Annotated in this window: 6 protein-coding genes; 1 reads left to right on the top strand and 5 read right to left on the bottom strand. The window is 49.9% G+C overall.

Annotation, left to right across the window (positions count from 1 at the left end; all coding sequences use genetic code 11):
- The 3 genes from NG42_RS02220 to NG42_RS02210 all read right to left on the bottom strand — a co-directional run.
- The coding region (locus NG42_RS02220; protein ID WP_241488284.1) for a sugar ABC transporter ATP-binding protein at positions 1 to 990 on the bottom strand (990 nt) is incomplete at its 3' end.
- On the bottom strand, positions 990 to 1,601 hold the full coding sequence (locus NG42_RS02215; protein ID WP_053115874.1) for a DUF2291 family protein: 612 nt from the start codon (positions 1,599 to 1,601) through the stop codon (positions 990 to 992). The genes NG42_RS02220 and NG42_RS02215, both read right to left, overlap by 1 nt.
- A gap of 16 nt (positions 1,602 to 1,617) precedes the next feature.
- Positions 1,618 to 2,556, bottom strand: coding sequence for a D-ribose ABC transporter substrate-binding protein (locus NG42_RS02210; protein WP_052897328.1), 939 nt, complete (start codon positions 2,554 to 2,556; stop codon positions 1,618 to 1,620).
- A gap of 201 nt (positions 2,557 to 2,757) precedes the next feature.
- Here NG42_RS02210 and NG42_RS02205 point away from each other — a divergent pair, with 201 nt between their 5' ends.
- A complete protein-coding gene (locus NG42_RS02205; protein ID WP_052897326.1) occupies positions 2,758 to 3,702 on the top strand; it encodes a sugar-binding transcriptional regulator in 945 nt (314 codons plus the stop codon).
- Between the two features lie 33 nt (positions 3,703 to 3,735).
- On the opposite strand, the gene NG42_RS02200 is transcribed toward NG42_RS02205, so the two are convergent.
- Complete coding sequence (locus tag NG42_RS02200) at positions 3,736 to 9,306, bottom strand: SET domain-containing protein (protein WP_156324256.1); 5,571 nt, start codon at positions 9,304 to 9,306, stop codon at positions 3,736 to 3,738.
- Positions 9,263 to 12,283, bottom strand: a complete 3,021-nt coding sequence (locus NG42_RS02195; RefSeq protein ID WP_156324255.1) for an SET domain-containing protein — start codon at positions 12,281 to 12,283, stop codon at positions 9,263 to 9,265. Before NG42_RS02195 ends, NG42_RS02200 begins: the two co-directional genes overlap by 44 nt.
- Positions 12,284 to 12,299: the final 16 nt, after the last annotated feature.

The raw sequence follows: 12,299 nt of genomic DNA, 5'->3' as shown, positions 1-12,299 counted from the left end.
CACCGGTTTGCTGTCGAGCCACAACTTACCAAGATAGTTGCGCTCGGTGCCCAGCAGACACTCAAACAGTTCGGTGCGCCCCGCGCCCATCAGGCCATAAATGCCGACGATCTCGCCGGCACGCACGTAAAACGACACATCATCCACCAGCGTGTTACCGGCGGAGTTGACGCAGGTAATATGCTCCGCTTCCAGCACCGGCGCGCCAAACTGACGATCAGGTTGCAAAAAGTTGCTGACCGGCTCACTGCCGAGCATTTCGCGCACAATCCACGGCACATCAATGTCGCTGACTGTGGCTTCAGCCTGGAATTTGCCGTCACGCAGAATGGTGATCCGATCGCCAATCGCCATCAGCTCTTCCAGCCGGTGTGAGATATAAATGATGGTCACACCCTGACGCGTCAGTTCGCGGATGACCCGGAACAGAATCGCTACTTCAGTTTTACTCAGCGCCGAGGTCGGCTCATCGAGAATCAAAATATCGGCGTCTTCAGCCAGCGCTTTGGCAATTTCCACCAGCTGCTGCTGACCCACTTTCAGATTCGCCACCTGTTCGCGTGGTGAAATCGGCTGATCCAGTCGCTGCAACAATTCGGCGGTGCGCTGCTCCTGCGCTGCCATATCAATCGGCATAAATCCGCGCTGAATTTCGCGTCCGAGAAAGATATTTTCCGCAACGCTCAGGTTTTCAAACAGGTTCAGCTCCTGATGCACCATGCCAATACCCAGTCGCGCGGCTTCACGGGTATTCGCCAGCTGTACCTGCTGACCATTTAGCCAGATTTCGCCACTGCTCGGCTGCTGCACCCCGGCCAGTATTTTCATCAGCGTGGATTTACCGGCACCGTTTTCGCCAATAATCACGTTAACTTTGCCGCGCCAGACGTGATAGTCGATGCGGTCCAGCGCCAGCGTGCCGGGAAACAGCATCGACACCCCGCGTGTTTCAAGGATCAGCTCACTGGTCTGGCTGTTATCTGGCTGCATCAGGGTGCCTCCGGCTTCAGGCTCAGTGCCACCGCTTCCTGCACGCCGTCCTGGCGGACGGTCACTGCCATTAGCGCCTCAACGGTTTTGCCCTGCCAGCTGGCGTCGACCGGCGGCAGCTGTTTCACCGCCTGCCGATTCAGCGCTTTCGTCAGCTGGGCAAACTGCACCTGGTTGGTAAACTCTTCAAAATTAAACCCGGCCGCATCACGAATCGCATTACTGCGCACCACCGGCCCCAGCTGCACACTGACCGGCTGGCCGTTAATCGTCATCGCCAGATTCTGCTCACGCTCACTGACGCGGTTAACTGCCGTGACTTCTCCGCTGGCCTTAACAAACACACTCAGGCTTTTGCCCGGCGTCAGGCTGCGGCTTTTCTCCAGCAGCCCGCCCCAGTCAAGCGCCTGACTGTGGGCCGACGCCATCACTTTGCTGTCCCAGCTCTGAGCGACCACCTGCTGCGGGGTTTGATTGCTGTAGCTGGCTTTGGCATCTGGGTCGGGCGGAATAATCGGTTTTCCCTCCGCATCCAGATCGACCACCGTACAAGCCGTCAGCAACAAAGAGGCACAAGACAGCAAACTTATCCCCCAGTGTTTTTTCAACATAATCAGCCTCTGCGCACTATTCAGACAGGTTGAAGACTTTTAGTTTGCTGGCATTGCTTTCATCGATCAGCACGCAGTCCATCAGCTGCTTCTCTTCTTTCTGCGCTTTGCCATTCTTCAGGTAGTAGTCCGCCTGCTCGATAGCCATTTGCGCTTGCGCCCAGCCCGGTTGCAGCACCGTTGCCTTGATATTGCCTTTATTGATAATCGAATCACGTACGTAATCGCTGCCATCAAAGCCCACCACAATCACGTTGGTTTTTCCGGCTGATTTCAGCGCGGCTTCCGCCCCCAGCGCCATGGTGTCATTACCCGAAATCACACCGACAATATTTGGATGCTTTTGCAGAATGGTTTCCATCCGGCTGAAGGCTTCGGTCTGGCTCCAGTTGGCACTCTGCTGCGCCACCATTTTCAGATCCGGATAGTCATCCAGCACATCGTGATAGCCCTGTGAACGCACGCCGGAGTTGGTATCAGACTCTTTGCCGAGTAACTCGACATACTCGCCTTTACCGTTCAGCAATTTGGCGAACTTCTCGGCACCGAGCTGTGCGCCCTGATAGTTATTGGAAACAATTTGCGCCACTGCCACACCGGTTTTATTAATTTCACGATCGATCAGAAAAGTTGGGATACCGGCCGCTTTGGCTTTTTCCAGCGGACCGACGGTGGCATCCGCCCCCGCGTTATCCAGCACAATGGCTTTCGCTTTACGGGCAATGGCGGTTTCAATTAACTGGTTTTGCTTATTAACGTCATCATCATGCGACGCGACCAGCGTGCTGTAGCCAAGCTCCTGCGCTTTGGCTTTCGCGCCCTCGGCTTCAGCTTTGAAAAACGGGTTATCGTGTGACGGGGTAATAATCGCAATCAAACCTTTCTCTGCCGCCAGCAGAGAAGAGGAAGCCAGCATTGCTGAGGCAATCAACGTCAGTTTCACCAGAGTGTTCATTATTATCTCCGCATTGAATATATATTCATACATGATTTATTATTCAAGATTACTATGTGCGTTGCCTGCGCTTTTGTCGAACAGCAACATCGTGAAAAGCGAAAAGGATCACACTTTGTTGAATAATTGAGCGCTGCGCACAGCAGTTGTTATTTGCGCACCCTTGCATGACAATGCGAATGTCGGCAGGAAGGAGGAATTATGTCAAAGCAGGATGAGCAGCGTCTGATGGTCAAAATCGCCACGCTCTATTACATGGAAAATCAGAAGCAATCGGACATCGCCCGCTCGCTCAATTTATCGCAATCTTTTGTGTCGCGCGTGCTGAATCGCTGCCTGAAAGAAGGACTGGTCAAAATCAGCGTGGTGCAGCCGGCCAATATATTCCCGGCGCTGGAAAAAAGCCTCGAAGAGAAGTATGGACTCCAGCAAGCTATCGTGGTGGATGTGCCGGAACAGGCCAGTTCCCAGCAGGTGAAGCAGGCGATTGGCTCCGCCGCCGCGCACTATATGGAAACCCGCATCCGTGCCAATGATCTGGTCGGCATCTCTTCCTGGAGCAGTACCATCCGCGTGATGGTGGATGAACTGCATCCACAAAGCGCCAAAGCGCGCGGCGTGATTCAGCTGCTGGGCGGCGTCGGCGCCAACGGCAATGTGCAGGCGACCATCCTCACCCAGACGCTGGCGGCCAATCTGAGCTGCCCGGCATGGTTATTACCGGCGCAAAGTATCGAGCGCGCGGTCGACGAACGCGCGCGGATGGTATCGAATCAGGATGTCGCGGAAGTGGTCAGCAAATTCTCGGAAGTGGATGTGGCAGTAGTGGGCGTCGGCGATCTGGAACCCTCGCAGCTGCTGCGCAATTCCGGCAATTACTATGACGAAGCGATGTTGAAAACGCTGGCGGAGCGCGGCGCGGTGGGTGATCTCTGTCTGCATTATTACGATGCCGCAGGCGATGCGGTATTAAGTAAGGAGGAAGATCCGGTGATTGGTATGGAGCTGGAGCAGCTGCGCCAGTGTCCGCAAGTGGTGGCGCTGGCCGGTGGCAAAGAGAAAGCCAACGCCATTCGCGGCGCCTTAAACGGTCGCTATATCAACGTCATTATTGTCGATTATCCTACTGCCCGACAGCTGTTATAGCGGCGGCGTTCTCGCCGCCCAAACCGCGTTAACTCACTTAAATTCAGCTTTGTCCTCGGCAGGTTCTTGTTTGATTCCCTCTTCACTGGGATATCTCGCTTTAACTGCGGCCTTCATTGCGAGGATCTTTTGTTCAATAATGTCCTCCCCCGCTTTGGGATCGATAATAACAGCCAGAGCGTGATAAAGGTTATTGGCATCATCATTACGTATGGGAATGCTGATTTCCTCATCGTTTTGTATCACATTATATTTAAGTATTCCCGAATTCAGTTTAATCTCTCTCAGCAACCGTAATGGTTTATTGTCAGGGACATTTTCTACTTCACCCTCGGGGCCGAAAACACGCTCAGAATTAGCCATGTCGCGCAGGGTGAAATAACATTTCTCGCTGCGTGCAATCGTATCAATAATCGCATTGTTCAGCGTCGACTGAATTTCATAATGTGGATGATAACCCTCACCATAATTAATCAACAGCTGTTCACCTTTTCTGATACGGTGTCGAGTGACATAAAAGACAATTTTATTGTTAACGTAACCCGCCAACACATTGTTTTTACCCAGCGATGGAAAATTATTCATTTTCCCGGTGTTAATTAATGCCAATATATTGGCATTCTGATAACTACTGGTTGTGCCGCCAACCAACTGTTGTGCTTCCTCCGGTTGTTGATCGCCCCAGAGGTAAGTGAGAACTTGCTGAGAACCCATCTTACGAAACTCTTTCTGCAGTGAAGCATCATTTTCATGCCGGACGCCGGTGTAAATGCCAAGCAGCGTCCCGCCAGGAATCTCCTCTCTGGCTCTGACTTCCATACCCACAGAGCTCTCCTTTTCCAGATCGCTATAGACTTCAAGATACTTGTTTAACTGACCCTCTACTTTTTTGCCATTTTCGATAAACGAGTTTTGTCGGCTACCATCGCTCTTAATGATGTTTTCCAGCTGACCAAGCCAGGTCGCTTCCAGCTTATCACGCGACGTTTTTTTAAAAATTCGCAGAGAAAACAGCAAAGAATCAAGATTGGTAATCGATATTGGCTCATCACCCAGCACCTTGTGAGTAATACTCTCCGTCGGATTATTCGGATCGGTCAGCAAGTGGGGATTTTGTTGCAGGTTCAGTCGCAGTAAACCGGTCTCTGGTGCCCAACCGGTTATCGGATCATAAGGTTTGGAGAAAGGATTTTCATCGAGAAACCCGGGCTGCAGGGCTTCATACAACGAACCTGTCGTGATATCGGCCATATTTGCAATGTCCTTATCGGTAATCAGTGCACTCCTTGGGTCAGCGCCATGATCGCGATATTTAATCATACTCAGCGCAAACAGCTGATTCTTGCGCATACGGTGAAAGCCCGTGTCGTGCTCATTAAATATAAACTGTTGGTCCTTCTCCCGCTCTTGTTCAAACGGAATAAACCACACACTCTTTTCACTGTCAGCCCACTGTTTCAACTGCTCAGGCGTTATCCCGACATGCGCGGCAATATCGCTGTCTTTTATACTGACCTTTTCCTGTTGCTGATTACGCAATTTAACCAACCTCAACGCATAGTGCTGGTTTTTTTCTGCATTCTCAGCCGGGATCTCATCCGGCGACCGGGAATTTTTCTCAAACCACTCATGCATGAGTTTGTAATTTTTTAACCCGCGCGAAAGAAATATATTGCTGATATCAGCATGCTCAGCGATAAGAATATTGGTGATGGTTAATCGCCCCAAACTGCCTGATTTTTTTTCATCGTCACGCGCCATAACCAGACGTCGGGCATAGTCAATGCTGACTTCTTTTGGTTTACGTGGTCGGCTGGCAAACCATTGCTGTTGCAATTCTGTCATGGGTTCAGCAGGCGCTTTATTATTGGTGCCGGTTACTTTTAATAAAGCAGACTTTTTCACACCGGCATAGATTGCGATATATTTATCTTTCACCTTCCCCTGTAACTGCTGGTAAAGGCGCATAGCATAATCCAGGTCACTCTCATTTTCGCGCTGCCGAAAACTGAATAAAATTCTTCGGCTTTCAAACGGAACCCGGAATAAGCGTTTTCTAATTGCCCCTTCTCTGGTTTTGATATGCTGTGCGATATAGGAGGTCGTGACACCGTTTTCCTCCATTAAGCACAGACGCAATGCATAATCCGCATCGGATTCAGCTGGCTTGCGCGGGTGCTCATCTAACCATTGCTGTGCTTTAGGGGTTGCCAGCTCAGTTTTTGCCTTTAGCATGCTTTGCTCGACCGCGGCATACCTGGCGATCATATGCACGGTAATCGCCTCCGGTCGCATTCGGTGCAGACGTACCGCATAATCGAGGTTATCCTCCCACGCATCCTGAGGATATTGCTCAAACCATTCTGCCGTTTGCGTTGATCGTGACTTTAATTCCGCAGCAATCGACGATTCCGTCAGCCAGGTATGCTTCGCAATCGCAACAATCGAAATGCCGTCAGGTGCCATGCGACACAAGCGCACGGCATAATTGATTTGTTGTTCCCAGCTGTGCCGCGGATGAGCGGCAAACCACTCCTGAACGGGTGGCGTAAATTCCTTTAACGTATCTCGCAGTAAAACCGGATTTACCCTTGCATGGTCGGCAATACGCTTTACCGGCAAGATTTTAGGCGCGATGTTGGTCAGCCGCACAGCATAGTTCAGGTTATTTTGCTCAGCCAGGATAGCGTCGTCAGCGGGTAGTTCTGCTTCTTGCGGCAGACGCGGATGATCATTAAGCCATTGTTCAACATCCGCTTTAAAGGCTGGACCGAAATGGAGTTTCTTCGCCGGTGACCGGTTCACTTCGGCCACCGCCGGGCGTTTGATGCCGGATGGCCCCGCGCAGGGCAGTGGATCGTCAGCCCCGCGCCTGACCATCGGCTGGCAAGATCGTATCTCTTCCAGCACAAACTCTTCATTTTCATCATAACGATACAGATAAAGATCATCCGGCCCAGACGGCTGTTGCTTAGCCGGCACCCGTAGACTGAACAGATCGCCCTGCTCGGCATCCTGCTCTACCCGGATATACTCCGCTACATCTTGTTTATTTTCACCAAGATAGATATAGCGATCGCCACTGTCGTTTTCCTGATAAACATCGTCATAATCTTCTGACGCCGTCAGAGATAAGGGGTCAGTAAACTGTACTCTGACACTCTCGGGTAGTGTGGAAAATGCCGGGTGCCTTAACAGGTGAAATTGCCACTCTGCCGTCTGCTCATCATAGCGAAACCGCATATCATCAGCACCGGGTTGCAACGGAGAGTAATCACCGGAAATGTTGTCTGCCATCAGTTTCAGATACTGTACCGAACCCTCTGCAGCATTGCTCCAGCGCATAAATAGGCTGTTGCCATTCCAGTACAGCCCTGGCCGATTATCTACCGTTGCCAGCCACGGTGCTGCCACATTCTGCTGCAACCAACTGCTGTCGATGTATTGCTCAGCCTTTTGTAAGGCGCTAAACGGTGATGGGGCACTGTCCCATCTTCGGGTTTGCGGCTGCCATTTCAACACCATCTGCCGGTAGATCGGCTGATCCTCTGCTCCTCTGACAGTAAAGTATTCCCCCTCCAGATTGCCACGCACATAACCGATTTCAATAAGATGCGGACTATCAGGCACCCATGATCTCACCTCCAGATACTCTTCCCCTGGTCGTGTCGAGCGTATTTTTCCCTCGACAAAGGCAGAGGACATCACCCTCTGCTGACCAGGCGTAGGGTTAATTAATTCTTCAGGCAAGCGAGCCAACACCCTGGCGTTGAGGTGGTCATTTTTTGTGCAAAACTCTTTCCATTCCCCGAGAAGCTCATTAAAGTAAATTCTTTTGGTAATGACTTTCCCGTCAGAGATACCTGACAATATCCAGGTTCCATCATCGGCGGAGTGAGTTACCGGACGGTAGCCGCCTTCTTCAGTCCATATAAAAAACTCTTTTTTTGCACCATAGGTGAAAATATACTCACCTTCAATTCCGGCTATTTTCCATCTATTAGTTTGGGAATTATGCGTGGCCGGGTATCTGACAGGCGACTTACCCACCTGCTCCGCCACGCCGCTGCCTGAGCCATCAGGATAAATATGCCACTGCTCGCCACCGATTTTTTTTTCCAGAATGCTATGAACCGTCAGTCCGGTTTTTGGGTGATGGATGAGGGTGCCGGGTAAGTTATTTTCTGGCTTCTCAATCGCAGGCAGGGTTTTAAAAACCTGCGAACTGGCAGGATTCCCTCGCGGCGGATTAAATGCCTTGCTCGCCTGGGTTTCAGGCATAATGGCAATCGCCATTCCCCATTCCAGAAGAAAATCTGCTTTGGTCTGGCCAGGCTGGCGCTCAAATATCTCACCGGTGAAGGTTTCGCCCACTTTTCGGCTAAAGAAACCGACCAGCGCCGCCCCGCCGGAAAGCAAAAAATGCCCCGGATTTTTACTCTCAGTTCCTTTAACAAATAATGTATGACTTTCCTGAGTCATCTCATCTGCCCACAGTGTGATTTTTGCCCCAATACTCTCTTTATTTGTCGATTTTTCCTTTATGGACATCTCATAGATTTTATTGCGTCGTCTCATTTCGTCCTCATGCACTCGTTTCGGGCGCAAACAGTCATCTTCGGAAAAATGAAAAACGATAACCCCATCCGAGAGCAGCGCCATCAGCTGTTGCTGTTGTTCAGGCTCCAGCGCCACCTCCATGCGATCGAAAAAATCCTCAAATTGCTGACGGGTTTGTGTACTGTTATCCCCCGGCCGACAGATAATATAATCCTCTGCTTCTGCGGGTGAATTTTGTGGTTGGGCTATCGTCGAATCGCTTTCCTCTGCCACTTTTTCATTGGGCAACATCGGCAGCACTGTTGATCTTATTTCCTGCGCTGCCGCCGAATGCCAGGGAAAAGCGCTGTTCATCACGCGGTTCAGTGCCTCGTCAAACGCGCTCAGCACTGGCTCGCTGAAAAACCGATCGCCAGAGGCGCTCTGAAGCGGAGCCGGATCTGGCTGTGGTCGTACGCCACAGCCGGCAATAATCACTGGCGGCAGGGAACCGAGATAAAGCTGTGGGGAATGACCAATCATGCGCGTATGCAACAACAATTCAAACATCCTTTCCGATGCACTGGTGAGAGGGGCAAAGCCAGGTTCCGCTGGCAATAAGCTTTGACCCGCCGGAACAGCAACCGCCTGCGACAAAGTCTTGAACATTTCGCTTGTTTCACAGTTAAATTTTTTTATTCCTTCATCACGCAATGACACCCGCTGGCAGCGAGTTAATACCGGTACTTTTTTCCCGTTAGCGATATTACGATCGGCGCGTTGAAAATCTGTCTGGGATAAGCAGAGCCCGGTGTTGTGAATGCTGATAAAGGGAATGCGAGAAGACGTATTTTCCCGGACATCATATTGATTAATATCGCGTAAAACCTGTATTGCGTTATTCGTTAACATAGACATTCCTTTGCAGTTATTTATCCTGGCAACACAATAATTTAATATGCAACAGATAAAGAAGGTTATATTTTTACTGCCAGCGTCAGCGTTCCCGAAATGCCAACTTTTAAACTGGTTCGGGTTTAATTTCCCCGCCCTCCACCCGGGCATTCCTTGCGATATCTTTTAAGTTGATAATAGTTTCATTGACTTTATCAAGGCCAGCAGACGGAAACATTGCTTTTGCCATGGCACAATAAAGATTATTTTCATCCACTTTCCCCAGGACAATGACTTTGTCACCTTTTTTGCTCATGGTATCGTAGGTCAGGATTCCGCGCTCGTTCAGACGTCTTCTCAGGATATACTTCCTGCCTTTATATTGAGGTGGGATTTTATCAACCTCGCCGTCTGGCCCGATAAATACCGAGTCCGCCTTACTTTCACCTTTAATGACAAAATAGCACTCTTTTTCCCTGGCGATAATGCCTATAATGTCGTCATCCAGTGTTTTTTGAATCATATCGTTTGGATAATAATAGCTGCCATAATCTATCAATAACTGTTCGCCAGCGTTGATTTTCCGGCTGGCATAATAAATTGGTATTTTGCCATTAATATAGCCCAGGCCAACATTATTTTCTCCCAACGATGGAAACCCTGCCATTTCCCCGGTATTAATTAACGCAAGTTCATTGGCATGCTGGTAAGCGCTTATTAAGCCTGGCCCTTTTAGCTCTCCCCAGAGATACGTTAAAACGGGCTGCGATCCCATTTTGTAGATCTCATTGAGTAGTGAATCCCCATTTTCATGCCACACTCCGGTATAAACACCGATAATTTCGTTAGCGTCAATATCCTTTTTGGCGTTGACCTGCAAGCCGATACCGGGATTTTTCTCATCATCAATTACGTGCAGATTAGCGCTTAAATCATCGTCCTGGTTGTTGCCGTCGTTTTCTATTAATTCTTTCGCTTTAGCATCAAATTTTATTTTAATTTGCTGATACTCTTTTCTTGATAATGATCTTTTTAAATTTTCAAGTCCCGTCACCTCCACTTTACCCTCGCCAATAACCCTCATCGTCACGCTCGTCGCTGAATCTGCGGCGGAGACCAACAACCACCCGTTCTTTTTCAGTTTCAGATGCCGTAATCCGCTAACCGGCTGCCAGATCGCTTCCTGTTCAACTGGCGCAGCGTGTTGTGGATTATCCTCACCAAATCCCGGCGCCAGCGCCTCTTCCAGCGAGCGGAGGGTAATCTGACAATATCGCACAAGATCGTCATCCGTTATCAACCAATGTGTGTTTTGCGATTTTCTTTGATCAATCAGCCGCAGACTATAGTATTGGTTTTTCAGCTGCGCAGTGGACAGACTGTCATTTTCCATCACAATTTCAGAAGGTTGCCGTTCAATTTTATTCAACCACGCAAACTTTTCGCTTTGTACCCACTCTGTGAGTTGCTGTGGCGTTATCCCGACATGCGTGGCAATTTCGCGATTTCTTACCTTTGGCTTACCCTGCAAATAACGTTCCTTAACCAGCAGTAAAGCGTATTGCTGGTTATTGTTATCGCCAGCAGTTTGCCCCTCTTGCGGTTGCCGCGGAATACTGTTGAGCCACGCGCGGGTTTCTTCTATTCTTTGCAGCTCAGCGTCAAGAGCCTGAAAGGTGATCGTCGCATGATGGGCGATGGCATCATTATTAATCAATTTTGCCGCAGTTATCCCCTGTCTGATCTGTTCCTTATGCAGCCCGACCAGCCGCACAGCATAATCTAAATCTCTTTCACCGGGATGCCTGATATAGTTACCGAACCACGTCTGTAGTTCGCTTGCCAGCGGCTTATAAGGCGTACCAATACGATAATAGAGCTGTATCAGATCGACCTGAGTATACCAGGCGATGGTTTGCAAACTCATATTTTCACCCGGCAGCCTCGCCAGACGTAGCGCCCAGTTCATATCAGATTCCTGCTCACCTTTTGGATATTTTTCAAAAAATATTTTTGGATCCTGCGATTTAACGATCTCTCTTTCCAGACGTATAACACTCACACCGGTGTACTGAATAATCGCTGGTTTGATGGTGTCGCGACGGTTAGATTCCAGATATAAACGCAGAGCATATTCAAGATCAGGCTCGTCCGGATGCTGTTTATTATTAATAAAATCTTGATACGTTTCGGGTGCGCTCTGCTGCAACTTTTCTAATTTTTTTAACCGGCGTCCCAGCCAAAAAAGACTGGCATCGGAATGTTGCAGTATTTTCTCTTTTGCCTCAGGTCGCATCTGGTACAGCCGCAAGGCATAGGATAAATTTTTACTGTTTTTTAAACTATCTCCGCTGCCGGTCAGAGTTTCCCTTGGCAGACGCCGGTTCTCATCTAACCACTTTTCCACTGCTGCATCACTTTGCTGCGTCAGACGGCTTTTCTTCACTGGCGGTTGATAACCCGACGGTCCCGGCTGACAAAGTTGATCGTCCGCAGCGCGGGTCGCGCGACACAAATTCTCGTCTTCACGTACAAATTCACTATTTTCATCATAGAGATAAATGCGCGGCTGGGTTTCATCAGGTAAATGCTGAATAAAACGGTCTGGGTCATCAGCATCCTGCCAGACCTTGATATATTCCGGCTGACCGTGTTTATCGCTACCGGTATGGAGCCAGGTCTCCCCCTGGCGATGATAAGCATCATGAAGCCAGGGCAAACGATCACCTGTGGTAAGTGGAGGAACCGGCTGGATTTTCACCGCGTCCGGCAGCCCGGCAAATGCCTCATGCTTCAACGTCAGAAAGCGCCACTCTGCCGCATGGGTGTCATAACGTAAATGCACTTGCGGTACAATCGTCCCGTGCCCCGCCCCTTCCGAGTGAACAGCGCGGTATTCCGCTGTCAGCCCGGTTGGCATCAGCTCCAGATACTGCGCCGTGCCGTCGGCCTTAGTTTGCCAGAGTAAAAAAAAGCCCTCTCCGGCCCTATACAGCCCCGGAATATCTGGCACCGCAACCGGTTTGCCCGCCATATCGCCTGACTGCAGCAGTTTCGTGGTTTCAATCGTGGCTTCTGCCTGCTGCAATAATCTGAACGGCGAGGTGATAACATCCCATTGTTGCGCTGCGGCATGCCACTTCAACACAGTTTGCCGGTATAAC

This window comes from Winslowiella iniecta (genome assembly GCF_001267535.1).
GTDB lineage: Bacteria > Pseudomonadota > Gammaproteobacteria > Enterobacterales > Enterobacteriaceae > Erwinia > Erwinia iniecta.
The sequence above is the reverse complement of the archived record's forward strand: the minus strand, read 5'-3'. Positions and strand labels throughout refer to the sequence as shown.

What these genes read in the sequence shown, in the direction of transcription:
- NG42_RS02215 (WP_053115874.1), bottom strand. Translation starts at nt 1,601, where the DNA reads ATGTTGAAAAAACACTGGGGGATAAGTTTGCTGTCTTGTGCCTCTTTG.
- NG42_RS02210 (WP_052897328.1), bottom strand. Translation starts at nt 2,556, where the DNA reads ATGAACACTCTGGTGAAACTGACGTTGATTGCCTCAGCAATGCTGGCT.
- NG42_RS02205 (WP_052897326.1), top strand. Translation starts at nt 2,758, where the DNA reads ATGTCAAAGCAGGATGAGCAGCGTCTGATGGTCAAAATCGCCACGCTC.
- NG42_RS02200 (WP_156324256.1), bottom strand. Translation starts at nt 9,306, where the DNA reads ATGCCCGGGTGGAGGGCGGGGAAATTAAACCCGAACCAGTTTAAAAGT.